Raw genomic sequence first — 24,289 nt, 5'->3', positions numbered from 1 at the left:
GCTGACTGAAAGGTCGGCTCAGCAAAAAGGCCAGAAGGATTTTTCCTTCTGGCCTTTGTTTTTTTGGGGAGGCTGCAACGGCTCAGTCGGCCTCGCCACCTTCCAGCATCTTCTTGAGCAGAAAATCCAGCGCCAGGCGCTCGGCCGGATTGAGCTTGCCGTAGGTGCTTTCGGTGATCTGCTTGGCGAAGGGCTCCATGTCGCGCACCAGGTCCTGGCCGGCCTCGGTGAGGTTGATGACGACCTTGCGGCGGTCGATGCGGTCATGGTCCACCTGCACCAATTCGCGCTGCTTGAGCCGGTCCACCACGCCGCGGATGGTGGCCTGGTCGATCACGGTGGCCTTGACGATGTCGGCAAGTGAGCTGCCGCTGTTGTCGCGCACGGAGCACAGCACCACGAATTGCGCAGCCGTGAGCTGCGAGTCGGGAATGTATTGCTGGAAGAGTGCAGTGTGGCGCTGATAGACACGCCGCAGCAGGTGGCCGATCTGGTCTGAAAAATGATAGCCATCCTGTGGCGTCATGGCTGATGGCGGGTGGTTCATGGTGCGCGTGAGCTTATCAAAATTCACACCAAATACCGTGTGATTTGCGACAAGCCGGGCGCATTTGCCAAGTGCCGCAAACCCGCGCTGGCTGCGGCATCCGCAAGACCTGGGGCAGCAGGCGCAGCACTGCCCGGCGGCTCATTTGCCGATTGAATGGCGCAATCATCCGTTTGAATTTGACGGCTTGCCCGGCAGGCCTTGAAATGGCATGAGAGACAAAGCGCCAGCGGACCGGACCGCGCCGCTCCCCACAACGAAAGCCAGCAGGGATACCCATGCCAGCCACACAAGGGAAGATCATTCCCATTGCCGTCCTCAATGCCGCTGCTGCCGGCAGCGCACTCGGCGCCCATGAGCGCGAGGCCGTCGAGCACGCCATTGCCGTCCATGCCCGGCGCCCCGGCCCCCTGATCGAGTGGCTGCACGCCGTGCAGGACATGCTGGGCCATATCCCCGAAGCCGCCGTGCCGCGCATTGCCGATGCGCTGAACCTCTCGCGTGCCGAGGTGCATGGCGTCATCTCCTACTACCCCCATTTCCGCAGCACGCCAGCGGGCCGCCATGTGCTGCAGGTCTGCCGCGCCGAGGCCTGCCAGTCGCGCGGTGCGGACGCGCTGCTGGCCCACGCAGGCCAGGCGCTGGGCTGCGGATCGAGTGAGCACGGGCATGGGCATGGGCATGCAACCAGTGCCGATGGCGCCGTCACGCTGGAGCCGGTCTATTGCCTGGGCCTGTGCGCGTCATCGCCTGCCGTGATGCTCGATGGCCAGCCCCATGCGCATGTCTCGGCCAACGGACTGGATGCACTCATCGCGCAATGCCGCCAGCCGGAGCAGGCCGGCGAGCCGGCGGCCCAGCCTGCGCATGCAGGGGCAGGGGCAGGGGCAGGGGCAGAGGCAGGGGCAGAGGCAGGAGCAGGGGCAGGGGCAGGCCCCGGCGTGCGCGTCTACGTGCCCCGCGATGCCGCCGCGCTGGCCGTGGGCGCTGACGCCGTGGCCGGCGCCCTGCAGCGCGAGTGCGCGGCGCGCGGCCTTCAGGTGCAGATCGTGCGCAACGGCTCGCGCGGCCTGCTGTGGCTGGAGACCCTGGTGGAAGTCGAGACGCCCGAAGGCCGCGTGGCCTACGGCCCGGTCACGGCCGATGCGGTGCCGGGCCTGATCGATGCCGGAATGCTGCAGGGCGGCAGCCATGCGCTGTGCCATGGACTGACCGAGGCCATTGCCTACCTGGCGCGCCAGGAGCGCCTGACCTTTGCGCGCGTGGGCGTCATCGACCCGCTGAACCTGTCCGACTACGCAGCCCATGGCGGCTGGCAGGGGCTGGAGCGCGCGGCGCGCATGGAGCCCGCGGCCATCGTGCAGGAGGTGCTGGATTCGGGCCTGCGCGGCCGTGGCGGTGCGGCGTTTCCGGCCGGCATCAAATGGAAGACCGTGGCCGCCGCAGCGGGGCCGCAAAAGTACATTGCCTGCAACGCCGACGAGGGCGACTCGGGCACCTTCGCCGACCGGCTGCTGATGGAAGGCGATCCCTACACGCTGATCGAAGGCATGGCCATCGCGGGCCTGGCCGTGGGCGCCACGCAGGGCCTGGTCTATGTGCGCAGCGAGTATCCGCATGCCATCGCCACCCTGCGCGAAGCCATTGCGCGCGCCGAGGCCGCAGGCTGGCTGGGCCGCGACGTGGCCGGCAGCGGGCGGGCCTTCCACATGGAGGTGCGCAAGGGCGCGGGCAGCTATGTCTGCGGCGAGGAAACGGCCATGCTGGAGAGCATCGAGGGCCGGCGCGGCATCGTGCGCGCCAAGCCGCCGCTGCCGGCCATCGAGGGGCTGTGGAGCCGGCCCACGGTCATCAACAACGTGATCACGCTGGCCACGGTGCCGCTGATCCTGGCGCGCGGCGCGGCCTTCTACCAGGGCTTCGGCATGGGCCGCTCGCGCGGCACCCTGCCGTTCCAGCTGGCCGGCAACATTGCGCGCGGCGGCCTGGTGGAAAAGGCCTTCGGCCTGAGCCTGCGCGAGCTGGTGGAAGACTTTGGCGGCGGCACGGCCACGGGCCGCACCGTCAAGGCCGTGCAGGTGGGCGGCCCGCTGGGCAGCTATGTGGCGCCGGCCGACTGGGATGCGCCGCTGGACTACGAGGCCTATGCCGCCAAGGGCAACGTGGTGGGACACGGCGGCATCGTCGTGCACGACGACACGGCCGACATGGCGCAGCTGGCGCGCTATGCCATGGAGTTTTGCGCCATCGAGTCCTGCGGCAAGTGCACGCCCTGCCGCATCGGCTCCACGCGCGGCGTGGAGGTCATCGACCGCATCGTGCGCGCCGGCACCGACCCTGCTGCCCACGCCGGCCAGGTGGCCCTGCTGGAAAGCCTGTGCGACACCATGCAGCACGGCTCCATGTGCGCCATGGGCGGGATGACGCCGTATCCCGTGCGCTCGGCGCTGAACCACTACCCCCAGGACTTCGGCATCGAGTCCACCACGGCCGCAACGGCTGCCTGACCGGAGAACACCATGCTCGACCACTTGAAGCAAGCCGACTGGGGCACGCCCGCCAGCCCGTCCGAACGCCTGATCACCCTGGAGATCGACGGCCGCGAGGTCTGCGTTCCCGAGGGCACCTCGCTGATGCGCGCTGCCATGGAAGGCGGCGTCAGCGTGCCCAAGCTATGCGCCACCGACAGCCTGGAGCCCTTCGGCTCCTGCCGCCTGTGCCTGGTGCAGATCGAAGGCCGCAAGGGCTTTCCGGCCTCGTGCACCACGCCGGCCGAGCCCGGCATGAAGGTGCGCACGCAAAGCCCGCAGCTGCAGGACCTGCGCCGCGGCGTGATGGAGCTGTACATCTCCGACCATCCGCTGGACTGCCTGACCTGCAGCGCCAACGGCGACTGCGAACTGCAGGAGATGGCCGGCACCGTGGGCCTGCGCGAGGTGCGCTACGGCTTCGACGGCGCCAACCATTTCAAGGGCCAGGCGCGCGCCGAGGTCGATGTCTCCAACCCGTACTTCAGCTACGACCCCAGCAAGTGCATCGTCTGCAACCGCTGCGTGCGCGCCTGCGAGGAGACGCAGGGCACCTTTGCGCTGACCATCTCGGGCCGGGGGTTCGAATCGCGCGTCACGGCGGGGCAGGGCGGCAGCTTCATGGACAGCGACTGCGTCAGCTGCGGCGCCTGCGTGCAGGCCTGCCCCACGGCCACGCTGCAGGAAAAGACCGTGACCGAGCTGGGCCAGGCCGGGCACAGCGCCATCACCACCTGCGCCTACTGCGGCGTGGGCTGCGGCTTCAAGGCCGAGATGAAGGGCGAGCAGGTCGTGCGCATGGTGCCCTGGAAGGACGGCCAGGCCAACGAGGGCCATGCCTGCGTCAAGGGCCGCTTTGCCTGGGGCTATGCCACGCACAAGGACCGCATCACCCGGCCCATGGTCCGCGCGAAGATCACCGACCCCTGGCGCGAAGTGAGCTGGGAAGAGGCCATTGCCCACACGGCCAGCGAGTTCCGCCGCATCCAGGCGAAGCACGGCAAGGACTCGATTGGCGGCATCACCTCCTCGCGCTGCACCAACGAAGAGGCCTACCTGGTGCAAAAGCTGGTGCGCACGGCCTTCGGCAACAACAACGTCGATACCTGCGCGCGCGTGTGCCACTCGCCCACGGGCTATGGCCTGGGCCAGACCTATGGCACCTCGGCCGGCACGCAGACCTTCAAGTCCATCGAGCACACGGACGTGGTCATGGTCATCGGCGCCAATCCCACGGCCGCGCACCCGGTGTTCGGCTCGCGCATGAAAAAGCGCCTGCGCGGCGACGGCCGGCGTGCGGGCGCCAAGCTCATCGTCATCGACCCGCGCGAGATCGAGCTCGTCAAGTCGCCCCACATCCGCGCCGACTACCACCTGCAACTGCGGCCCGGCACCAACGTGGCCATGATCACCTCGCTGGCCCATGTCATCGTCACCGAAGGCTGGCTGGCCGAGGACTACATCGCCGAGCGCTGCGATGCCAAGTCCTTCGCGCAGTGGAAGGAATTCGTGGCCCGGCCCGAGAACTCGCCCGAGGCCATGGCCGAGGTCACCGGGGTGGCGCCTGACCTGGTGCGCGGCGCCGCGCGCCTGTATGCGCTGGGTGCCGAGGACCACGCGGCGGGCACTCCCGTCAACGCGGCCATCTACTACGGCCTGGGCGTGACCGAGCATGCGCAGGGCTCGACCATGGTCATGGGCATTGCCAACCTGGCCATGGCCACGGGCAACGTGGGCCGCGAAGGCGTGGGCGTGAACCCGCTGCGCGGCCAGAACAATGTGCAGGGCTCCTGCGACATGGGCTCCTTCCCGCATGAGCTGCCCGGCTACCGCCACATCTCGGACAGCACGGTGCGTGCCGAGTTCGAGGGGGCCTGGGGCGTGGCGCTCAGCCCCGAGCCCGGGCTGCGCATTCCCAACATGTTCGAGGCGGCCCTGGCCGGCAGCTTCATGGGCCTGTACTGCGAGGGCGAGGACATCGTGCAGTCCGACCCCAACACCCAGCATGTGACGGCCGCGCTCTCGGCCATGGAATGCGTGGTGGTGCAGGACATCTTCCTCAACGAAACCGCCAAGTACGCCCATGTCTTCCTGCCAGGCGCTTCCTTCCTCGAAAAGGACGGCACCTTCACCAATGCCGAGCGCCGCATCTCGCGCGTGCGCAAGGTCATGGCGCCGCTGGCCGGCTATGCCGATTGGGAGGTCACCCAGCTGCTGGCCAATGCGCTGGGCTACGCCATGCACTACACGCACCCGAGCGAAATCATGGCCGAGATCGCCGCGCTCACGCCCAGCTTCGCGGGCGTGAACTACGACAAGATCGACCGGCTGGGCAGCGTGCAATGGCCCTGCAATGACAGCACCGAAGAGGCCGGCACTTCCATCATGCACAGGGACCGCTTCGTGCGCGGCAAGGGCCGCTTCATCATCACCCAGTACGTGGCCACCGACGAGAAGGTCACCCAGCGTTTTCCGCTGCTGCTGACCACGGGGCGCATTCTGTCGCAGTACAACGTGGGCGCCCAGACCCGGCGCACGCACAACAGCCACTGGCACAGCGAGGACCGGCTGGAAATCCATCCGCATGACGCCGAGGACCGCGGCATACGCGACGGCGACTGGGTCGGCATCGCCAGCCGCGCGGGCGAGACCGTGCTGCGCGCCACCGTCACCGAGCGCATACAGCCCGGCGTTGTCTACACCACCTTCCACTTTCCCGAATCGGGCGCCAACGTCATCACCACCGACAGCTCGGACTGGGCCACCAACTGCCCCGAATACAAGGTCACGGCCGTGCAGGTGCTGCCCGTCCCCCAGCACGCCCAGCCGTCAGACTGGCAGCGCGGCTTTGCGCGCATGCATGAAGAGCAGATCGGCCTGCTGCATGCCGCGCAGGCAGGCAGCATGGCCGTGGCGGGAGGCAAGTGATGGACAGCGCGAACCTGGTCCGCATGGCCAACCGCATCGGCGAGTTCTTCGAGGCCATGCCCGAGCGTGACGAGGCCCTGCAGGGCATTGCCGAACACATCCGCAAATTCTGGGAGCCCCGCATGCGCGCCGAACTGGCCCGCGTGCTGGCCAGCCCCGACGAGGCGCAGGCGCTCAAGCCCATCGTGCGCGAGGCGCTGGTGCTGCATCCGCTGACCTTGCCGTCGGCGGCGCAGGCTTAGCCAAACCGCTTCTTCTTCGCCATCTCCCGCGCCAGCGCCACAAAGCCTGCGGCCGCTGGCGACAGGCGTTCCATGCTGCGCACGGCCAGGCCGGTGACGCGGCGCTGGCGGGGCGCGAGGCTGCGGTAGACCATGCCTTCGGGCGCCTGCTCGGGCACGGCCAGGCGTGCGGCAATGGCAATGGCGTGGCCCTGGGCCACGAAGCCCTGCATGGAGGACATCTGCTCGAAGTGGTAGATGGCCGCAGGCTGGGCGCCGGCCTCGGCCAGGAAGCGGTCGATGTGCGCGCCCGACCCGGCCGAGGTGCGCACAAAGGCCTCGCCCTGCAGGTCGGCGGCGCGGATGCTGCGCTGGACCGCCAGCCGGTGCGCGGCGGGCAGCAGCGCCACCAGTTCGTCTTCCACCAGGGGTACGGTCTCGAAGCGCTCGTCGGGCAGCACGACGAAGCCGATCTCCACGCGCCGCTCCAGCAGCCACTTGACCACGGTGTCGTCGTTTTGCTCGTCGATCTGCACCAGTACGGCGGGCTGGCGGCGCCGGTATTCGGTGATCAGCGGGGGCAGCAGACGCAGCGAAGAGGTGGCGCCGAACGAGGCCACGCGCAGCGTGCCGCGCGCCATGCCGCGCTCGGCATCGGCCTCCTGCCGCAAGGCCTCCTTTTGCTGGAGGATGTCGTTGGCGCGCTGCAGCAGCCGCGTGCCTGCGTCGGTCAGCGGGGAGTGAGGGCCTTCGCGCCGCACCAACTGCACCTGCAGCTCGCCTTCCAGCGCGCGCAGGGCATGGCTGACGGCGCTCTGGGTAATGCCCAGCAGCGCGGCTGCGCGCGAGAAACTGCCGGCGCGGGCCAGCGCCGCGAACACTTCGAGCTGGGTGAAGGTCATGGGATCACGGTGTCCAGGTCATGAGCATTCGCTCATTTGTCTATGAATCGATATGAGCACATAGTACGCGCCATGAATTTTCAACGCTTCTTCGGTCCCCACCTGCGGCTTGTCGGCATGGCCCTGCTGTGGGGCGCTTCCTGGCCTGCAGGCCGCGTGGTCGCACAGAACATGCCGCCGCTGGCAGCCGCCAGCCTGCGCTTCCTGCTGGCCGCCGCCGTGCTGCTGCCGTGGCTGTACTGGGCCGGTGGCATGGCCGGTCTCAGGCACTGGAGCGCCAAACGCTGGCTGGGCATGGCGGCCGCTGGCGCCACGGGCGTGTTCGGCTATGCGGCCTTCTTCCTCATGGGGCTGCAGCATGTGCCGGCCGGCAAGGCGGCCCTGGTGATCACGCTCAACCCGGTGCTCACGCTGGCGCTGGCGGTCTGGCTGTTCGGCGAGCGGCTCAACCGCACCATTGCCCTGGGCATGGCGCTGGCGGCCTGCGGCGCCGTGGTGGTGATCTCGCATGGCCAGCCGCTGGCGCTGCTGCAGGGATCGGTGGGCGCCGGAGAGCTGCTGATCCTGGGCTGCGTGGTGTGCTGGGTGACCTACACCCTGATCGGCCGCTGGCTGCTCACGGGCGTGGATGCGCTGTCGGCCACGGCCGTGACCTCGACCATGGGCGCGGCCATGCTGCTGGTGGCCAGCCTGGTGGTGGAAGGGCCGGCCGGCCTGCAGGCTGCCGTGCTTGGCAACGCAACCGCCTGGGGCGCGCTGGCCTTCCTGGCCTTCGGCGCCACGGCGCTTGCCTATGCCTGGTATTTCGATGGCGTCAAGGCGCTGGGTGCGGGTGCGGCCTCGGGCTACATCACCCTGGTGCCCGTGATCGGCGTGGCGCTGTCGGCGCTGTGGCTGGGCGAGAGCATCGATGCCAGCATCGTGCTGGGCGGCGGCATGGCCGTGGCCGGCACGGCGCTGATGAACTGGGGGCGCAGGCCTGCGTCCGCCCCGCGCATGCAGGGTGCGCAGGCGGCAGTCCGCAGTTGACGTGTCAGGTGCTCCGCCTGGCGCGGATGGCGTTGCGCGCGGCGCGCAGCAGCTTCAACTGGAGCCAGCATGAGGCCAGCAGGCCTGCCGCAACGATGAGCCAGTGATGCAAGGCAAACCCTGGCTGGTGAAAGCGCACGGGCAGATCGACTGCCTCCACCAGCACGCCGATCTCGATGAACGCCAGCAGGCCTGCCATGGCGGCAAGCCAGCCGGGTTCGCGCTGCGATGTACCGGCTTGGGAACGCTTTCGGCGTCCTGCCAGCCTGAAGAAAATGCCCAGGGCGATGGTGCCCAGAATCAAGGCCAGCACCAGCTTGCCCAGCAAGCTGGCTGCGGCCGCGCCGCCCAGGGACAGGATCAGGCCCACGATTTCGGCCACGGCTTCGAACCGTGCCGCAAGGGCCTTGCGGATGCGCAACAACATGGCAGCCTTCTTTCAGCGTCCGTGCGCTTCAGAAGGCTGTGTGCCGCAGCATGGTGATTTCCTGAGCTTGCCCATCCCGTCCCCCTGGTTGTGTGATCCGGCGAGCGTATCAAAACCTGTCGGGCGGCCGGAGGCGGCCCAGGCTCAATCCATGCTGATGTTGCGCTCCGTGATCACCTTGGTCCAGCGCACGGACTCGGCCTGCAGGTGCTTGGCCGCTTCCTCGGGCGTGGAGCCCACGACCTCGGCGCCAATGGCCTTGAAGCGTTCGAGCACGTCGGGCTGCTTCATCTCGGCCACGAAGACCTGGTTGAGCTTCTTGACGATGGCCGGCGGCGTGCTGGCGGGCATGAAGACGGCGAACCAGGGCGAGACCTCGTAGCCCTTGATGCCGGCCTCTTCCATGGTGGGCACGTCGGGCATGCTGGACGAGCGCTTGGCCGTGGTCACGGCCAGGGCGCGCAGCTTGCCCGACTGGATGTGCGGGCGCGCCGAGGTGATGGAGTCGAACATGTAGTTGACCTGTCCGCCCAGCAGGTCGGACACGGCCGGGCCCGATCCCTTGTAGGGGATGTGCAGGATGTCCACGCCGGCCAGTGAGTTGAACACTTCGCCCGCCAGGTGGATGGAGGTGCCGTTGCCGGCCGAGGCATAGGTCAGCTTGCCGGGCGAGGCCTTGGCGGCGGCCACCACGTCGGCCACGCTCTTGACGTTGGGCTGGGTGGAGTTGGTGACCAGGATGTTGGGCACCACGGCCAGCACGCCCACGGGGGCGAAGTCCTTGATCGGGTCGTAGCTGAGCTTGCGGTACAGCGGCTTGTTGGTGGCCATGCCGATGGAGGTGATCATCAGCGTGTAGCCGTCGCCGGGCTGCTTGGCCACGAAGTCGGCGCCGATGTTGCCGCCGGCGCCGGGACGGTTCTCGATCACGAAGGGCTGGCCCAGCGTGCGGCCGGCCTTCTCGCCCAGGGTGCGCGCAATGGCGTCCATGGCGCCGCCCGGCGGGAAGGGCACGATCCAGCGGATGGGCTTGCTGGGCCAGTTGGCCTCGGGAGCCTGGGCGTGCGCGGCGGGCATCACGGCGGACAGGCACAGGCCTGCGGCTGCGGCGGTCAGAAAACGGCGTTTCACATTCACTTCAGTTGTCTCCGAAAAATTTGGTCTTGGTTTGGGCTGTGCTCAGGCGATGGCCGAGGGATGCCTTGCCAGCGGCGTGACCTGGATGTCCATGTAGGGGAACAGCGGCAGGCCCTGCAGCAGCTCGTGCAGCTCGTCGTTGGAGGCCACGTCGAACACGCTGTAGTTGGCGTACTCGCCCACCACGCGCCAGATGTGGGGCCAGCGTCCGTCGTGCTGCAGCTGCTGGGAATAGGCCTTCTCGCGGGCCTTGATCTCGGCTGCCACGTCGGCGGGCAGGTCGTGGGGGATCTTCACGTCCATGCGGACCAGATAAAGCATGTTTGTCTCCAGGAGGAATGAAAGGAATTCAGGTCGCAGCCCCGGTCCGGGCCTGCCCCATGTCGAAGTGCTGCGGCTGGCTGCCGGCCAGCGCACGGTCGAAACGCGCGAGTTGCTGCAGGTCGATCTCCACGCCCAGGCCGGGCCCGTCGGGCAGTTGCAGCTCGAAGTCGCGGATGGCCATGCGCTCGGTGACGATGTCGTCCACCAGCAGCTGGGGGCCGAACAGCTCGCAGTTGTAGTGCTGCCCGCCCAGCGTGGCAAAGACATGGGCCGAGGCGGCCGAGCCGATCGAGGTCTCCAGCATGGTGCCGCCGTACCAGCCGATGTCGGCCGCCTGGGCAATGGCCGCCACCTTGCGCGTGCGCAGCAGGCCGCCGTGCTTGGCCACCTTGAGCGAGAACACATGGCTGGCCTGCTCGCGCGCCAGGCGCATGGCGTCGTAGGGCGTGCACACGCTCTCGTCGGCCATGACCAGCGCGCCCTGCAGCGTGGCCGTCAGCTCGCGCAGCGCGGGCACGTTCCAGCCAGCCACGGGCTGCTCGATCAGGGTCACGCCGGCATCGATCAATTGCGGCAGAAAGCGCCGCGCCGTGGCGCCGTCCCAGGCCTGGTTGACGTCCACGGTCAGCGTGGCGCGTCCCTGCAGGCCGCGTGCGATCTCGCTCACATGGGCCACATCGGCTTCGGGCGTGCGCGCGCCGATCTTCATCTTGAAGATGCGGTGGCGCTTTTGTTCCAGGCGCAGATGGGCCTCGGCCAGGTCGCGCTCGATGTCGCCGCTGGCCAGCGTCCAGGCCAGGGGCAGGCTATCGCGCTGCTTGCCGCCCAGCAATTGCCACACGGGCAGCTGCAGGCTGCGGGCCACGGCGTCCATCAGCGCGATTTCCACGGCGCTCTTGGCAAAGGCATTGCCCTTGCAGGCCAGGTCCATGCGCGAGAGGCAGGCCTCGAAGCGCGCGCCGTCCTGGCCGATCAGGCTGGGCGCCAGGTGGTTGGTGATGGCGTGGTGGATGCTCTCGGGCGATTCCTCGTTCCACGACGGACCGCCGATGGTGGCGGCCTCGCCAAAGCCCGTGGCGCCATTGCGCAGCCACAGCTGCACGATCACCGGGCTTTGCCGGCTGATGGAGCCGAACGACAGCTTGTGCGGACGGATGGTGGGAATGTCGAGGATCCGCGCCTCGATGCGCTCGATCAGGAAACGGTCTTGCATGCCACAAGCGTAGTGGCATGTATTGCACTGTTCCAGTGAATTATTTTCCAGGAATTGTTCGATGAAATCGATAAATTGAGTGCGTGCGGCAATCCGTCGTGCCGACGGTGTGCCGTCACTCTAGAGGCTGCCGGGCCGGTGGGATGTGGCAGGCTGCACTGGAGCGCTTGCGCCAGGGAAGGCAGCAGACAGCGGCAAACCCGCCTGACCCTGCAGCCAATGCAGGAGCGGATGAATTGCGGTGATGCAGTGCGCAGTCTGGCGCGATGATTCGGCGATGAAGTGCTGGCGGCCGATGTGACGGATTCCGATGGCGAGAAAAAGATCTCGGTCTATCTGAAAAGGCAATCCGGCAAGCAGATGGCCAAAAAACTGGGCGTGAGCAAGATCAATGAATTCGCGAGCACGGAAGAGGCTTCCTATTTCAAGGAGACCAGCAAGAAGACCACCTTGATGGTGGGCTCGGCCGATGAATTGCACATAGGCAATTCAGGAAAGAGCATCCGCTTCAATTCGGCAGTGGCTTGCCAGATGATCAAGTGAAGCGGCATCGGTATGCCACGCACCGGATCGTGAAGAAGAGGCCGCAACGCAGGAAGCCAAGCGATGATGTGGACGGAGGGCACGTGCAATTGGCCGAGAATGCAGGAATGCAAAATACAAAGCGCTCCACATTCGGCATGCGCAGCTTGCACACCGCGTGTGCATCCCTGTATGCAGCGGCCATTGTGCCGCTGCTTTCTTGCCTGGTGGCAGCGAGTCCAGCGCAGGCCCAGGCACTGTCCGTTCAGGTTCCCCATGGCCTGGATGGCTCGGCTGCCATGCGGGAAAACATGGCGTACGGTGTAGATCTCTGGTTGATGGCTCACGACAATGCGCGCCGTGTACTGCTGCTGGATCGCTGCACTGCACTGGATCGGAAGTTTCCCCAGCAAGCTGCGCCAGCAATGGTTGCGGCAAGCACGGAAGTCCTGCGCTGGATGACAGGCGAAGCATATTCCGATCTGCCGCCGGAGCCCTATTCGGTAGCCGTGCGCGAAATGCTCCCGGTTCTGGCAAAGCACGCGTTCAGCGAAAAGGAGCTTGCATCGTGGGATACCTTGCGCAATTCACCGCAGGGCCGTAGAGGGCGGGCCATACGAGAGGTCCAGTTGGCGCTGACAAAGGCGGCCGGCAGCCTGGTCGACGTGAGTTCAGGGCGCTATTGGAACTGGCCGTTGGCGCGAGCAGCGCGGCTTGCCGATGCCCATGGCCTGAGAGAGCAGGTCGATGCAGCATTCGAGGCGCTTGAGCCCGGAGCCGCCGCATGGCTGCGCGGTGTCAGTGTCGTTCCCGGGGAAACGCCGGCAGATGAAAAGTTCACGGGCCGCATCGCTGCTTCCGGCACGCTGTTGGCCCAGCATTTCATCGATGGCCTGGCACCCTTGGACAAGGAGGCGTATGAGCGCATCGAGCAAGTCAAGTTGCTGTATCGCTGGATAGATATCACGCAGGCGCTCAATCGTTTCGCCGCCAGGCCCAATCTGCCCTTCTTGCGCGGAGAGCCTATTCCCGAAACCGTGGCCGGCTTTTGTGACAGCGTGGGCTTGCCATCGTGCCAGCCCGGCGGTGAACTGCACACGGCCATCACCGGATACCAGGTGGCTACCGGCAATGCCGCACGCAGCGATGTGCCGATGAATACCACCCGTCGCATCGTGCATGGCCTGCCTGCCTCAGGTTGCGGCCCGATGTCCGGACCAGCCTATGGTGCCAGAGGCAGGCACTCGGCGAGCTCGGTGTCCGCGCCCTAGCGTTCTGTACCAGATGTCTGCCACCATGGAAATGCCCCGGGCGATGGCCAGCCCCAGGTGGGCAGGAGGCTCTGGTGCCGCGCGCCGCCCATGTTGCCACCTCCTTGCCGCGAGGCTTGGGCTGCATGGCGGGCTGACAGGGTGGCTCGGCGCGCGGCTGGGCACCTTCAGAAACTGCTGCGCAGCGTGACCATGATGCTGCGCGGCAGGCCGTAGTAGTTGCTGCGCGTGGCCGTGCCCACGCGCTCCCAGTAGACGCGGTCGAAGAGGTTGTCGATGTTCACGGCCAGCTTGACCTTGGGCGTGAGCGGGTAGGCGGCATAGACGGACCAGACGCCGTAGCCGCCCGCGCGCCAGCGCACGGTGCCCAGGGTGTCGTAGAACTCGCTGACGGCGCGCACGCCCGCGCCCAGCTCCAGCCCCTGGGCCACGGGGCCGGCCACGCGGTAGCGCGCCCACAGGTTCACGCTGTGGCGCGGCGACATGGTGCTGAAGTCGGTGCCCGTCTGCGTGACGGTGCCCTGCAGGTATTTGGAGCGCATGTAGGCGTAGCTGGCCGCCACGTCCCAGCGCGGCGACAGCGAGCCGACCACTTCGGCCTCGAAGCCTTCGGAGCGCACCTTGCCTGCGGGGATGACGAAGGCGGCATCGGCGGGGTCGGCCAGCGCGCGGTTGGTGTCCTGCATGCGGTAGACGGCGGCGGTGGCGCTCAGGCGTCCGTCCAGCAGGCTGCCCTTGATGCCGGCCTCCACCTGCCGGCCCTCGCGCGGGGCGATCTGGCCGCCGCCGGCCAGGCGCCCGCTTTGCGGCTGGAAGATGCGCGACTGGCTGGCGTAGAGCGTCCAGCTGTCGTTCAGATCGAAGAGCACGGCGCCGAAGGGCGTGAACTGGCCATCGACCTCGTAGCCCGAGCGCGTGTTCTGCAGCCGGTCCGAGGTTTCTGTCTTCCACCAGCTCTTGCGCGCGCCCGCCACCAGGGTGAGGGCCTGCGTGGGCTTGATGCGCAACTGGCCGTAGACGCCGCGCAGGCTGGTGCGCGTGATGTCGTCGGCAAAGGGCTTGAAGCTGGGCTCGGGGATGGAGGAGGGGTCGTAGTGGAACAGGTCGGCGGGCGTGTTCATGGCGCCGCGCAGCATGCGCAGGTGCATGTTGGAGCTGCGGTAGTCCGCGCCCGCGATGAAATGGTGCGTCTGCCCGGCCCATTGCCAGGGCGTGCTGTAGTAGATGTCGGCCGTGGTGTCGGCATAGTCGCGGTCCACGGTCTGGGCCTGGGTGAAGCGGCTGATGCCGGTGTCCGATACGGCCGAGTAGCCGTTGATGTACTTGTCGCGCTGCTGGCGCAGCACACGGCGCGCGGCCACCTTGAACAGGCCGCCGCCGTCGAGCCGCGTCTCCAACTCGATGAAGCCGGCCAGCGATTCGGGCGCGGCGCGGCCCCAATCGGCGGCAATGGCCACGTCGCGCGGAATGGGGGTCAGCCTGCCGTCGGCGTGGGCGGGCAGGCCGGTGTCGTAGTTGCCCCGGCCGCGCTGCCAGGTGGCGCCCACCGAGACCGTGCTCTGGGAAGTGATGTCCAGCTCCACCGTGCCATACAGGGCCTGCTTGTGGCCGTCCATGGCCATCACGGGGCTGCCGAAGTTCTCGTGCAGCGCCACCACCCGGCCACGCAGGCGGCCATCTTCGGACAGCGGGCCGGTGACATCCACCTCGGCCCGCTTGCGGCCCCGCGAGCCCAGGCCGATGGCGCCCTGGCCCTGGTAGTCCGGCAGGGCGCGCTTGCGCACCAGGTTGAGCATGACGCTGGGCTCGCCCGCGCCCGAGAACAGCCCGGCCGGCCCGCGCAGGGCCTCGACCCGGTCGAACAGGGCCAGGTCCAGCGTTTCCTGGGTGGCCGGGTTGCCGCTGACGGTGAGACCGTCCAACTGGTAGGTGGACGACTGGTAGCCGCGCGAGAGGATGTCGCTGCGCCCGCCTGTGCTGCTTTGCCGGCGCACGACGATGCCGGGCACCACCTTGGCGGCTTCGGTGAGCTCCACGAAGTTCTGGTCATCGAGCTGCGCGCGCGAGATCACGGACACGGACTGCGGCGTCTCCCGGGCCGTCAGCTCGATCTTGGTGGCCGCGCTGGCATAGGGCGCCCGGTAGCTGCCCGTGCCTTCCGTGCGGCCGTCGCGCAGGGCCGTGGCCGTCACCCGTACTTCGTCCAGCGCGGTCTGCGGGCGCGCCGGGGCGAGGCGCAGCAGCCAGCCGCCCTGGGGCTGGGCAGAGGCTTGCAGCCCGCTGCCGGCCAGCAGGCGCTGCAGTGCCTCGGCCGGCTCCAGGCGGCCCTGGACGGCGGGCGCGGTCTTGCCTGCCAGCAGGGCGCTGTCGGCCGCGATGCTGGTGCCGGTGGCGCGCGCCAGGGCCTTGATGGCGTCGGACAGCGGCTGGGCCGGCAGGTCGATGTCGGCAGGGGCGGCCAGGGCTGGCGTGCAGGCCAGTGCCGCCGCGCAGGCGAGCAGGGACAGGCAGGCGCGTGCCGGGCGGGAGGAAAGAGGGCGGGCAGGCATGGCGGGAACGTTCTCCTGGAAATCGGTTGTGCTCGCCTGTATGACGGGGCAGCCCGCCGGATCCCTGATGTGTGTTGGCCGCTTTTTTTCAGTTTTTCCGGATTTTTTCCGGCGCCGTGCTGCGCGGGGCCAGCCAGGTGGCGCCGTCGCGCTCCTGCACGCGCACGGCGGCGATGCGCGGCAGCGCGTCCAGGAAGCTCTCCACATCGGCGCGCTGCACGGCGGCCGTGATGCGCGGCCCGCCCGTGCCGTCGGCTACGGCCGCACGCACGGGCTGGCGGCGCCAGCGCGACAGCGTGGCCGCGATCTCGCCCAGCCCGGCGCTGTCGAAGACGATGAGGCCGCGTTCGATGGACGAGAAGCTGTCGCGCGCATCGCGCTGCACGCGACGGGGGCGGGGGCTGGCGTGGGCGCCATCGGCACCGGGTGCTGCACTGGGGGCGGCACCGGCGCTTTCGTCCGGCAGTTCCCCCACTTCGCCAGCCTGCAGCAGCAAGGACGGTTCTCCGTCAGCACCTTTCACCGCCAAACGCACCGTGCCATGCTCCACGCTCACCCGCACCAGGCCCGGCAGGCGGTTGACGGTGAAGCGCGTGCCCAGCACGGTGATGCGCGCCTGGCCTGCGTCGATGGTGAAGTGGCGGTCTGCATCCCTGGCCACGTCGAACAGGGCCTCGCCCCGCTCCAGCACCACGGCGCGCTGGCGGCGCGTGTATCGCGTGGCGATGCGGCTGGCCGGTCCCAGGGTCAGCACGCTGGCGTCGGGCAGGTTCAGCACGATGCGTTCGCCAATCGCACTGTCGCGGGCCAGGGCGAACACGGTGGCGTCCTGCCATTCAAGCCAACCGCGCCATGCCAGCAGGCCCGCCGTGCCCAGGCCGGCAACGCCCAGCACGCCGCGGGTGATGGCTGCGCGGCGCGTGTTGCGGCGCTGGCGTGCGGCGGTGTTCACGGCCGTGGCCAGGGCCTCGGTGCGGGGCGTGGAGTCGAAGTCCTGCCACAGCGCCTCGAAGGCGGCGTATTCGGCGGCGTGGCGCGGGTCGGCGTCCATCCAGGTGCGCCAGGCGGCGGCGTCGGCGGCGCCGGGCTGCGCTCCCGCATCCCGGTGCATGCGTATGAACCAGCGCGCGGCCTCTTCGCGCGGCGTGGTCATGGCGCGAGCAGCTCGCGCGCGGCGCGCAGGTCCAGCAGGGCGCGCATCAGGTGGCGCTCCACCATGTTCAGGCTGATGCCCAGCGTGGCGGCAATCCTGGGCTGCGAATGGCCTTCCACCTTGCACAGCCAGAACACCTCGCGGCAGCGCGGGGGAAGCCCTTCGATGACCCGCTGCGCAGCGGCCAGGCGCTGCTGCAGATCGGCCAGCACCTCGGCGGAAGGCGCGGTGAATGCTTCCTGCACGGCGATGGCGTCCGCGCGCCTGCCGGGGGCCGTGGAGTCCGGCTCGCCTGCCAGGTCGGGCAGGGGCACGAAGCGGCGTTCATGCGCCATCTGGTCCGCGAGCACGGTACGCGCCACCACGCGCAGATAGGCGTGCGGCTGGGCGATGCCTTCATGCCTGCCGCTGAGGGCGTAGCGCACGAAGGCGTCATGCAGCACATCCTGCGCACGGTGGATGCAGCGCGTGCTGCGCCAGATGGCGGGCAGCAGGCTGCCGTAGGCCCAGCGCAGGTCCAGGCCCAGCCAGGCTGCGGGAGTCGGATGGCGTGTCATACGAACGGGAATGGAGGCCGGGCGTGCCGACCGGCAGGTTCAGGGAGCAAGGTTGCGGCATTCTAAATGAGACTTTTTCTCATTTGTTGCCGAATGCCCACGCGCTCTCAGCCCTGTCTGGCTCCGCTACAGCAACTCCGCCGGCCGCGTCTCCGAGGCGCCGGTACGGCAGGGCAGGGTGATGCGAAACAGCGACCCGCCTTCGGAGCGGTTGCTGGCGGCGATGGTGCCGTCCATGGCGTCGATGATCTTGCGGCAGATGGCCAGGCCCAGGCCGGTGCCGCCCGAGCCGTTGCGGGTTTTGCTGGACTGCACGAAGGGCTGGAAGATCTTGTCCAGTTCCTGCGGCGGAATGCCCGGCCCCTGGTCGGAGACGGCGATGCAGATATCGCCCTGTTCATCGATGCGGCCCTGCACATCGATGCGCCCGCCAATGGGCGAGAACTTGATGGCATTGGCCAGCACATTGCGCACCACCTGCTGGAAGCGCACGGGGTCGGCCTTGGCGATCAGCGGCGTGTCGTCGAGCTCCAGCCGCAGGTCGATCAGCTTTTGCTGCTGCTGCGGCTCCAGCTCGCGCACCACGGGCCGGATCAGGCTCCTGAGGTCGGTGCGCTCCACGTGGATGGTGCCCACGGCGCTTTCCAGCTTGGCCACGTCCAGCAGGTCGTTGACCAGGGCCAGCATGCGTATGCCCGCCTCGTGGATGTCGTTGAACATGTCGGCCATGGCGGGATTGCCGCGCGAGCGCAGGCCGCCCAGCTCGGCAAAGCCCATGATGGACTGCAGCGGGGTGCGCAGCTCATGGCTCATGTTGGCCACGAATTCCGATTTCACGCGGAAGGCCTCTTCGGCCGCGTCGCGGGCTTCGCGGGTGGCATGCTCGGCTGCGCGGAATTCGCTCACGTCCACAAAAATGCTGAGCACGCCGGTGATCTGGCCCTGGGCATTCTTGACGGCTGCCTTGGAGATCTGCACATCGCGGTAGCTGCCGTCCACATGGGGCAGCCGGGCCTCCACCATCATGCGCTGGCCCGAGCGCATCACGACCTGGTTGCTGCGCATCTGCAGCAGGGCATCGTCGCGCGCGTGCAGGCCCTTGATCTCGTGGCCGAGCACGGCGTAGCGGCCCCGGCCGAAGAAGTCCTCCCAGGCCTTGTTGACCAGGGCCACGCGCTGGTCCGCGTCGGTGACCAGCATGGGCAGGGGCGTGGTCTCGAACAGCAGGTGCTGGAAGGCCAGCTGGGTCTGCAGCTCCTGCTGGGCCTTCCAGCGGGCGGTCACGTCCACGGCGCTGCCGGCAAAGCCCACCAGCCGGCCGTCGCGCAGCAGGGGAACCACGGCGATGTCGCAGAGCATCTCCCGGTTGCCCGGCAGGCGGAACATGGCCTGGCAGTTGCGCGGTGCCAGCCGGGCCAGGGGATCGAGCAGGGCCTGGATCTGCGCCAGGTACGAGCCGTCCACGATGTTCTCCAGCGGCTGGCCCACGGCCTCGGCGCTGGGCTGGCCGGTCAGCTGCTCCCAGCGCGCGTTCACGAAGGTCAGCAGTCCCTGGCTGTCGGTGCGAAAGATCAGCTCCTGCACGCTGCGCATGAGCACGGCCATCTCATGCTCGCTGCGCGCCAGGCGCGCCTGTGCCTGCTCCATGGCCTGCAGTGCCGACTTCTGGACCCTGCGGGTCTTGAGCACCGACCAGCTCAGTCCCAGCACCAGGGCCAGCAGGGCCACGCCGGCCACGAAGAAGGCAAAGGCGTTGTCCCGCCAGCGCGCCACCATGGCCGCGTAGGGCTCCTCCACCACCAGCAGCAGCGGCCAGTTGCGCACGGTGCGGAACGACACGATCTGGTGGCGACCCAGCATGCCCGCGCCGATGTAGGAGCCGAATTCGCTGTGCGGCAGCCATTCCTGGAACAGCGGCGTCTGCAGCGCGGCGGCCGCCTGCACGCCCGTGCCCTCATTGGTGCTGGCCAGGGGTCGGCCGTCATAGGTCAGCAGCACGGCCTCGTAGCTGAGGGTCTCCAGCGTGGACTGGTAGAAGTTGGCCACGGCGTCGGGATTGATCAGGGCCACCAGCACGGCGGGCATGCCGTTGTCCTGGTGGAAGGTCAGCAACTGCGGCAGAAAGGACACGCCGCGCGGCGTCGGATGCGCCCGTGGCGCCAGCGACGACAGGCTGCGGCCGGGCACCAGCCGGCCCAGCTGGGGCTTGCCGGGGACGAGGACGGCCGCCTTGTCGTGCAGCAGATCCTGCGTGTTGATCTGCTGGCCGGCCTCTCCTGCCTGGGTGCTGGCCAGGATGAGGCCCTTGTCGTCGATCAGCGCCATGCTGCGCAGGTAGGGCAACTGGGCGATCAGCAGGGCCATGGCGGCCTCGCGCGTGCCGCGCCCACTGCCTGCGGCCACGATGGCCGGGTTGTGCGCCAGGCTGGCCAGGGCCATTTCGGTGTTCTCGAAGGTCTTGGCCGTCTGGTCCTCCAGCACGCGGGCCAGCAGCGAGGCCTGGGACTTGCTCTGGTCCGCATCGGCATGCAGCTGGCTCCAGACGAAGAGCACCAGTCCGGCGAGCACGCACAGTGCAAAGGTCAGCACCAGCGCCTTGATGTGGGCACTGCGCCGGGCTCCGAGAAAATGATGCGCGGCAGCTCGTTCAGACATGATGAAGGTGCTCCATCGGAAGTTTCAGGGCGCGACGATGGCGGTCAGGCCGTTGTGGCGCGCGGCCCTGGCCAGGCGGCCGTCGCGCTTGATGTCCGAGACGAACTGGTTCAGGCGTGCCAGCCACTGGGCGTCGGCAGGGCTGGCCGCATAGCCGTAGGGCAGCACATGGAAGGGCTGGGGCGGCGCGATCAGCTGCACCCAGTCCGAGCTGTCCAGCAGCTTGCGGCTGTACGGGTAGTCGGTCATGAACACGTCCACGCGCCCGGCCATGAGTTCCTTTTCGCGGGTTTGCGGCGGCTCCACCAGCACCAGGTGCGCATGCCTGAGCGACTCGCGCATGACCGGCTCCATGAAGGTGCCGCGCTGCACGGCCACCTGCACGCCGGGCTGGTCGATGTCGGCCCAGCTGCGCACGGCGGGGTTGCTCTTGGTGGTGATGCCGTAGATATCGCTGCTCAGGTAGGGCTGGGTGAAGCGCAGCTGCTGCTGGCGCTGCGGCAGGATGCCGACGGCGAACATGGCCACGTCGCAGCGCGACTCCAGCAGGTCGGGCACCAGCCGCGAGAAGGACGAGTCCACATGCTGCAGCCGCGCGCCCAGGTCCTTGGCCAGCTCTGCCGAGAGCTCCGCGTCGATGCCCGTGAGCCTGCCCGTGCGTGCGTCACGGTAGGTGATGCCGTAGTAGTCGGGCCAGATGCAGACCTTCAGAGTGTGGCTGCTGGCCACGCGGTCCAGCACCTCGCCGGCCCGTGCTGCGCCAGGCCCCATGGCCAGCACCGCCACCCAGACCGGAACCAGTGCCAGCAGCAGCGCCTGCACAACGGGCAGCACAGCGGGCAGCACAACGGCCTGCACGGCGGCCCGCACCAGCGCGGACAGGCGCGCGGCGTTCCCGGACGGTATCTGCCATCGGCCCGCGGCGGCCTGCGTGTGCATCGTCATCAGTCGCTCCTGTAAAGACTGGCCAGGGTCTCCAGCAGCCGGTTCGGGCTGAAGGGCTTGAGCAGGTATTCGTCGGCACCGGCATTGAAGCCCGCCTCGCGGTCCTGCGCACTGCCCCGGGCCGTCAGCAGGATCACCCGCGTGTGCCGCAGGTCGTAGGAGGTCTTGATGCGGCAGCACACCTCCAGGCCGTCCAGCGTCCCCGGCATCATCATGTCCAGCAGCACCACGTCGGGCTGGCTGCGCTGGGCCAGGGCCCAGGCTTCGTCACCGGTCGGCGCCTCCATGACTTCGTATGCGCTGGACTCCAGCGTCATGCGCAACAGCTTGCGGATGTCGGCTTGGTCTTCGGCGATCAGTATCTTCTTCATGGCGGGCCTTTCGCAACGCAGTTGAAGGGTTCTGCGTTGGATTCAATCATAAATATCAAATTCATCAAATTTGTATTGAATTTTTTAATCGTATTTGATGCAAAATTGCTGCCATGTCCGAGAACAGCACCCCACCAGGCCAAATTCCGCACTACACGACCGCTGAGGTGGCCAAGCTGCTGGGCATGGCGGTGCGGTCGGTTCAGCTCATGGTCGATCGCGGCGATCTGGAGGCCTGGAAGACCCCCGGGGGGCATCGGCGCATCACGCGCGCCTCCGTGGAACGCTGGCGCGGCAGGCAGGGCGATGCGGCCGCCACGTCCGGGGCGCCAGCGGCGGCCCCGGCGCCCGCTCCCGCGCAGGCCGGCACGGGCCCGCGCGTGCTGCTGATCGAGGACTCCGTGCACTTCCAGAACCTGGTGCGCCTGCTGGTGCAGCGCCACTTTCCCGACGTGCAACTGCACGTGGCGCACGACGGGATCACCGGCATGGCGCTGTACGGGCAGATCCAGCCCGACGTGCTGCTGGTGGACATCCTGCTGCCCGATATCGACGGCGCCGCCCTCATCACCACCTTGCGCACGCATGAGCAGTTCGCGCGCTGCAAGCTGCTGGTGGTCACCTCGCTGGATGCGGCAGAGCGCGAGGCCTACGCCTTTGCGCTGGGCGGCGCGCGCGTGATCCACAAACCCCAGCTCGTGCAGGAGCTGCCCGAGGCGCTGGGCGAACTGCTGGGCAGGCAGGCAGCGTGAATCCGGCCCATCCTGCGGTCCTGCTGGTGGAGGACGATGCCTCGATTGCGCGATTCGTCACGCTGGCGCTGGAGGGCATGCCCCTCACCCTGGTGTCCTGCGCGAGTGCGGAGCAGGCGCAGAGCCTGCTGCAGAGCCAGCCCTTTGCCCTGCTGATCACCGACCTGATGCTGCCCGGCGCCTCCGGGGTCGAGCTCATCGAATGGCTGCGCAGCTCCCCGCAGGCAGGCTGCAGCGCCGTGGTCTTCAGCGCCGGCGTGCGGGCCGACGTGGCGCTGCGGCTGGAGCAACTGCAGGTCTGGGGCGTGCTGCGCAAGCCCGTGTCGGTGGCGCAACTGGTGGACTGCGTGGAATCGGTGCTGGCGGCGCAACCGGCCGGCTCGCCCGCGCCAGCCAGCGTGCAGGCTGCCGAGGCGGATGTGCCGGTGGATATGCCTGCGGATATGCCGGCGGATATGCCGGCGGATGGCGGCCCGGCCGCCGTCTCCAGCTATTTCGGCGGCGATGCCGCCCTGTTCCACAGCTACCGCGCCAGCTGTCTTGCGCAGTTGCCCGACGATGTGGCGCTGGGCGAAAACCTGCTGGCCGCGCGCGACGCCGCGGCGCTGCGCCGGCTGGCGCACAACCTCAAAAGCGTGCTGCGCCTGCTGGGGCACGAGCAGGCCAGCGGCCTGGCGCAGACGCTGGAGCAGGCCTGCCTGGCCAGCGACTGGGCGGGCGCCACCGATGCCTGGCGGCAACTGGGCGCGGCCCTGCTGGGAATGCTGGACGGCGCGGGCCAGCGGCCCCGGCGCGGCTGACACCGCGCCCGCCATTGCGCCATCCCGCCGTCATTGCGGCGGGCTGCGCAGCACCCAGCCGTGCCAGATTCCCGCCGCCGTGGGAATGGCCAGGCAGACGCCGGCCAGCATGTCGCCAAAGCCGCCGTCGCTGAACAGGGCCGAGACCAGGCCGATGGCCGTCAGCACGCCCAGCGCGATGGGCCAGCCCCAGAGGGCGAGAAAGCCCCGATGTTGCGCGCCGCTCATGCCGTGATCTCCTTGCCGCGCGGCGCGGGCTGCGGGGCCGGCACGCTCTTGCCCTTTTTGACCCACAGGTACAGGCCCGTGCCCAGCACGATGATGCTGGCGATGTCCAGCAGCGCCCAGAGGATCTGCATGGCCCGCCCGCCGTAGTCGCCGAAGTGCAGCGGCTGGGACACCAGCAGCGCCGTCAGATACCAGGGCAGGGCGGGCGCGGCCGTGACCTGGGCGGTCTTGGCGTCCACCAGCACGGGCAGGAACAGGCGCGAGGTCAGGGGCTCGTTGCCGCGCAGGAAGAAGGTGTGGTGGTGCGGGCTGGAGAACGTGGTGCCGGGGAAGGCGATGAAGTACAGCTTGGTGCCCGGCACCTGCTGCTGGGCGGCCTGCAGCGATTGCTGCAGCGAGGCGCGCTCCGCCACCGGCACCGTGTCCTGGCCCTGGTAGGGCGCCAGCACGCTGCTGAGCTGGTCATGCTGCCAGTACTTGATCAGCAGGTCGGCCCAGGTATTGATCATGCCGGTGGCGCCCACCACGAACAGCCACACCAGCGTGACGATGCCCAGCAGGTTGTGCAGGTCCAGCCACTTCAGGCGCGGCTGGCGCGTGCGGCGCACGGTGCCGAAATCGAGCTTGCGCATGAAGGGCGCGTACAGCACCACGCCGCTGACGATGGCGATCAGCAGCAGCAGCCCCATGAAGCCCAGGAACAGCTTGCCCGGCAGCCCCGCGAACAGGTCCACGTGCAGCTTGAACATGACCCACATGAAGCCCTGGTCGAAGCGCGGCTGGGCCAGCAGCTCGGCCGTGCGCGCATCGATGACCACGGAGCGGAAATCGTCCGTGGGCGCCGGCGTGGGCGTCATGGTGACGAACCAGAGGTCATCGGTGTCGTCGGACTTGGAGACGAACTGCACCACGCGGTCCGGGTGCTGGGCACGGGCCACCTCCAGCACCTTGTCCAGACTGGCATGGGGCGTGCCCTGGGGCATGGGCGGGGCCTCCACCTCGGTGCCCAGCAGGTGGCCGATTTCGTGGTGGAAGATCAGCGGAAGGCCGGTCAGGCACAGCAGCAGCATGAAGACGGTGCAGACCAGGCTGCTCCATTTGTGCAACCAGGCCCAGGTCTTGATCGTGTGGCTTTGCATGGGGTGTTTTTTTCTCTGACAGAAGGGGGCCTGGGGCCCCCGCCATCACCGCGCCCCCGGCGCCATGCCGGGGGCGGGGCGGTTGCCGGTG

The 24,289-nt window shown here is 68.4% G+C and carries 22 protein-coding genes; 8 read left to right on the top strand and 14 right to left on the bottom strand.

Annotated elements, in window-relative coordinates; translation table 11 throughout:
• Positions 1-82 precede the first annotated feature (82 nt).
• The gene (locus DELCS14_RS23630) at positions 83-526 is read right to left on the bottom strand and encodes a MarR family transcriptional regulator (protein WP_016449026.1); all 444 of its coding nucleotides are present in this window, start codon (positions 524-526) and stop codon (positions 83-85) included.
• Positions 527-825: 299 nt separating this feature from the next.
• Between DELCS14_RS23630 and DELCS14_RS23625 the strand changes: the two genes are divergently transcribed.
• Genes DELCS14_RS23625 through DELCS14_RS23615 form a run of 3 tightly spaced genes read left to right on the top strand, consistent with a single transcriptional unit; the run spans position 826 to position 6,245 of the window.
• A complete protein-coding gene (locus DELCS14_RS23625; RefSeq protein WP_013803890.1) occupies positions 826-3,054 on the top strand; it encodes a formate dehydrogenase subunit gamma in 2,229 nt (742 codons plus the stop codon).
• A gap of 12 nt (positions 3,055-3,066) precedes the next feature.
• Positions 3,067-6,003 carry a formate dehydrogenase subunit alpha gene (gene fdhF, locus DELCS14_RS23620; RefSeq protein WP_013803889.1) on the top strand — a complete coding sequence of 979 codons (2,937 nt, stop codon included), beginning with the start codon at positions 3,067-3,069 and terminating at the stop codon, positions 6,001-6,003.
• Entirely contained in the window at positions 6,003-6,245 is a 243-nt protein-coding gene (locus tag DELCS14_RS23615; protein WP_013803888.1) for a formate dehydrogenase subunit delta, read from the top strand. Before fdhF ends, DELCS14_RS23615 begins: the two co-directional genes overlap by 1 nt.
• Here DELCS14_RS23615 and DELCS14_RS23610 read toward each other — a convergent pair.
• Positions 6,242-7,126, bottom strand: coding sequence for a LysR family transcriptional regulator (locus DELCS14_RS23610; RefSeq protein WP_013803887.1), 885 nt, complete (start codon positions 7,124-7,126; stop codon positions 6,242-6,244). The two genes, DELCS14_RS23615 and DELCS14_RS23610, sit on opposite strands and share 4 nt — an antisense overlap.
• Positions 7,127-7,198: 72 nt before the next feature.
• On the opposite strand from DELCS14_RS23610, the gene DELCS14_RS23605 reads away from it, so the two are divergent.
• On the top strand, positions 7,199-8,155 hold the full coding sequence (locus DELCS14_RS23605; RefSeq protein WP_013803886.1) for a DMT family transporter: 957 nt from the start codon (positions 7,199-7,201) through the stop codon (positions 8,153-8,155).
• A gap of 4 nt (positions 8,156-8,159) precedes the next feature.
• Here DELCS14_RS23605 and DELCS14_RS23600 read toward each other — a convergent pair whose 3' ends face one another.
• From DELCS14_RS23600 to DELCS14_RS23585, 4 genes are all read right to left on the bottom strand, one after another.
• Positions 8,160-8,582, bottom strand: a complete 423-nt coding sequence (locus DELCS14_RS23600) for a hypothetical protein (RefSeq protein WP_013803885.1) — start codon at positions 8,580-8,582, stop codon at positions 8,160-8,162.
• A 144-nt stretch (positions 8,583-8,726) separates the two neighbouring features.
• Positions 8,727-9,719, bottom strand: coding sequence for a tripartite tricarboxylate transporter substrate binding protein (locus tag DELCS14_RS23595; RefSeq protein WP_012203793.1), 993 nt, complete (start codon positions 9,717-9,719; stop codon positions 8,727-8,729).
• 42 nt (positions 9,720-9,761) lie between these two features.
• Positions 9,762-10,040 carry a muconolactone Delta-isomerase gene (catC, locus tag DELCS14_RS23590; RefSeq protein WP_012203794.1) on the bottom strand — a complete coding sequence of 93 codons (279 nt, stop codon included), beginning with the start codon at positions 10,038-10,040 and terminating at the stop codon, positions 9,762-9,764.
• A gap of 28 nt (positions 10,041-10,068) precedes the next feature.
• Complete coding sequence (locus tag DELCS14_RS23585; protein WP_013803884.1) at positions 10,069-11,256, bottom strand: muconate cycloisomerase family protein; 1,188 nt, start codon at positions 11,254-11,256, stop codon at positions 10,069-10,071.
• Positions 11,257-11,538: 282 nt separating this feature from the next.
• On the opposite strand from DELCS14_RS23585, the gene DELCS14_RS23580 reads away from it, so the two are divergent.
• On the top strand, positions 11,539-11,799 hold the full coding sequence (locus tag DELCS14_RS23580; RefSeq protein WP_049801454.1) for a hypothetical protein: 261 nt from the start codon (positions 11,539-11,541) through the stop codon (positions 11,797-11,799).
• 83 nt (positions 11,800-11,882) lie between these two features.
• Positions 11,883-13,049 carry a hypothetical protein gene (locus DELCS14_RS23575; protein WP_143290086.1) on the top strand — a complete coding sequence of 389 codons (1,167 nt, stop codon included), beginning with the start codon at positions 11,883-11,885 and terminating at the stop codon, positions 13,047-13,049.
• A 167-nt stretch (positions 13,050-13,216) separates the two neighbouring features.
• Here DELCS14_RS23575 and DELCS14_RS23570 read toward each other — a convergent pair whose 3' ends face one another.
• The 6 genes from DELCS14_RS23570 to DELCS14_RS23545 all read right to left on the bottom strand — a co-directional run bounded on the left by DELCS14_RS23570 (position 13,217) and on the right by DELCS14_RS23545 (position 21,279).
• Positions 13,217-15,598, bottom strand: coding sequence for a TonB-dependent siderophore receptor (locus DELCS14_RS23570; RefSeq protein WP_013803882.1), 2,382 nt, complete (start codon positions 15,596-15,598; stop codon positions 13,217-13,219).
• A gap of 88 nt (positions 15,599-15,686) precedes the next feature.
• The gene (locus DELCS14_RS23565) at positions 15,687-16,751 is read right to left on the bottom strand and encodes a FecR domain-containing protein (protein WP_013803881.1); all 1,065 of its coding nucleotides are present in this window, start codon (positions 16,749-16,751) and stop codon (positions 15,687-15,689) included.
• Positions 16,748-17,308 carry a sigma-70 family RNA polymerase sigma factor gene (locus DELCS14_RS23560; RefSeq protein WP_013803880.1) on the bottom strand — a complete coding sequence of 187 codons (561 nt, stop codon included), beginning with the start codon at positions 17,306-17,308 and terminating at the stop codon, positions 16,748-16,750. Before DELCS14_RS23560 ends, DELCS14_RS23565 begins: the two co-directional genes overlap by 4 nt.
• A gap of 126 nt (positions 17,309-17,434) precedes the next feature.
• The gene (locus DELCS14_RS23555; RefSeq protein WP_013803879.1) at positions 17,435-19,963 is read right to left on the bottom strand and encodes an ATP-binding protein; all 2,529 of its coding nucleotides are present in this window, start codon (positions 19,961-19,963) and stop codon (positions 17,435-17,437) included.
• A 24-nt stretch (positions 19,964-19,987) separates the two neighbouring features.
• On the bottom strand, positions 19,988-20,908 hold the full coding sequence (locus DELCS14_RS23550) for an ABC transporter substrate-binding protein (RefSeq protein WP_013803878.1): 921 nt from the start codon (positions 20,906-20,908) through the stop codon (positions 19,988-19,990).
• Entirely contained in the window at positions 20,908-21,279 is a 372-nt protein-coding gene (locus DELCS14_RS23545) for a response regulator (protein ID WP_012203798.1), read from the bottom strand. The genes DELCS14_RS23550 and DELCS14_RS23545 overlap by 1 nt, the downstream gene beginning before the upstream one ends.
• A 113-nt stretch (positions 21,280-21,392) precedes the next feature.
• On the opposite strand from DELCS14_RS23545, the gene DELCS14_RS23540 reads away from it, so the two are divergent.
• Together DELCS14_RS23540 and DELCS14_RS23535 are read left to right on the top strand one after the other, a co-directional pair.
• A complete protein-coding gene (locus DELCS14_RS23540) occupies positions 21,393-22,031 on the top strand; it encodes a response regulator (RefSeq protein ID WP_013803877.1) in 639 nt (212 codons plus the stop codon).
• Entirely contained in the window at positions 22,028-22,831 is an 804-nt protein-coding gene (locus DELCS14_RS23535) for a response regulator (protein ID WP_013803876.1), read from the top strand. The genes DELCS14_RS23540 and DELCS14_RS23535 overlap by 4 nt, the downstream gene beginning before the upstream one ends.
• A gap of 30 nt (positions 22,832-22,861) precedes the next feature.
• On the opposite strand, the gene DELCS14_RS23530 is transcribed toward DELCS14_RS23535, so the two are convergent.
• Positions 22,862-23,059 carry a hypothetical protein gene (locus DELCS14_RS23530; protein WP_013803875.1) on the bottom strand — a complete coding sequence of 66 codons (198 nt, stop codon included), beginning with the start codon at positions 23,057-23,059 and terminating at the stop codon, positions 22,862-22,864.
• On the bottom strand, positions 23,056-24,198 hold the full coding sequence (locus DELCS14_RS23525) for a PepSY domain-containing protein (protein WP_013803874.1): 1,143 nt from the start codon (positions 24,196-24,198) through the stop codon (positions 23,056-23,058). Before DELCS14_RS23525 ends, DELCS14_RS23530 begins: the two co-directional genes overlap by 4 nt.
• Positions 24,199-24,289 lie beyond the last annotated feature (91 nt).

The sequence above is a fragment of the Delftia sp. Cs1-4 genome (assembly GCF_000214395.1).
Lineage (GTDB): Bacteria > Pseudomonadota > Gammaproteobacteria > Burkholderiales > Burkholderiaceae_C > Comamonas > Comamonas acidovorans.
Note: the sequence above shows the minus strand (reverse complement) of the source record. Positions and strands in the feature narration are given on the sequence as shown.

Bases quoted from the DNA above. Each gene is read 5' to 3' on its own strand.
- DELCS14_RS23630 (WP_016449026.1), bottom strand. From the start codon at position 526: ATGACGCCACAGGATGGCTATCATTTTTCAGACCAGATCGGCCACCTG.
- DELCS14_RS23625 (WP_013803890.1), top strand. From the start codon at position 826: ATGCCAGCCACACAAGGGAAGATCATTCCCATTGCCGTCCTCAATGCC.
- fdhF (WP_013803889.1), top strand. From the start codon at position 3,067: ATGCTCGACCACTTGAAGCAAGCCGACTGGGGCACGCCCGCCAGCCCG.
- DELCS14_RS23615 (WP_013803888.1), top strand. From the start codon at position 6,003: ATGGACAGCGCGAACCTGGTCCGCATGGCCAACCGCATCGGCGAGTTC.
- DELCS14_RS23610 (WP_013803887.1), bottom strand. From the start codon at position 7,126: ATGACCTTCACCCAGCTCGAAGTGTTCGCGGCGCTGGCCCGCGCCGGC.
- DELCS14_RS23605 (WP_013803886.1), top strand. From the start codon at position 7,199: ATGAATTTTCAACGCTTCTTCGGTCCCCACCTGCGGCTTGTCGGCATG.
- DELCS14_RS23600 (WP_013803885.1), bottom strand. From the start codon at position 8,582: ATGTTGTTGCGCATCCGCAAGGCCCTTGCGGCACGGTTCGAAGCCGTG.
- catC (WP_012203794.1), bottom strand. From the start codon at position 10,040: ATGCTTTATCTGGTCCGCATGGACGTGAAGATCCCCCACGACCTGCCC.
- DELCS14_RS23585 (WP_013803884.1), bottom strand. From the start codon at position 11,256: ATGCAAGACCGTTTCCTGATCGAGCGCATCGAGGCGCGGATCCTCGAC.
- DELCS14_RS23570 (WP_013803882.1), bottom strand. From the start codon at position 15,598: ATGCCTGCCCGCCCTCTTTCCTCCCGCCCGGCACGCGCCTGCCTGTCC.
- DELCS14_RS23565 (WP_013803881.1), bottom strand. From the start codon at position 16,751: ATGACCACGCCGCGCGAAGAGGCCGCGCGCTGGTTCATACGCATGCAC.
- DELCS14_RS23560 (WP_013803880.1), bottom strand. From the start codon at position 17,308: ATGACACGCCATCCGACTCCCGCAGCCTGGCTGGGCCTGGACCTGCGC.
- DELCS14_RS23555 (WP_013803879.1), bottom strand. From the start codon at position 19,963: ATGTCTGAACGAGCTGCCGCGCATCATTTTCTCGGAGCCCGGCGCAGT.
- DELCS14_RS23550 (WP_013803878.1), bottom strand. From the start codon at position 20,908: ATGACGATGCACACGCAGGCCGCCGCGGGCCGATGGCAGATACCGTCC.
- DELCS14_RS23545 (WP_012203798.1), bottom strand. From the start codon at position 21,279: ATGAAGAAGATACTGATCGCCGAAGACCAAGCCGACATCCGCAAGCTG.
- DELCS14_RS23540 (WP_013803877.1), top strand. From the start codon at position 21,393: ATGTCCGAGAACAGCACCCCACCAGGCCAAATTCCGCACTACACGACC.
- DELCS14_RS23530 (WP_013803875.1), bottom strand. From the start codon at position 23,059: ATGAGCGGCGCGCAACATCGGGGCTTTCTCGCCCTCTGGGGCTGGCCC.
- DELCS14_RS23525 (WP_013803874.1), bottom strand. From the start codon at position 24,198: ATGCAAAGCCACACGATCAAGACCTGGGCCTGGTTGCACAAATGGAGC.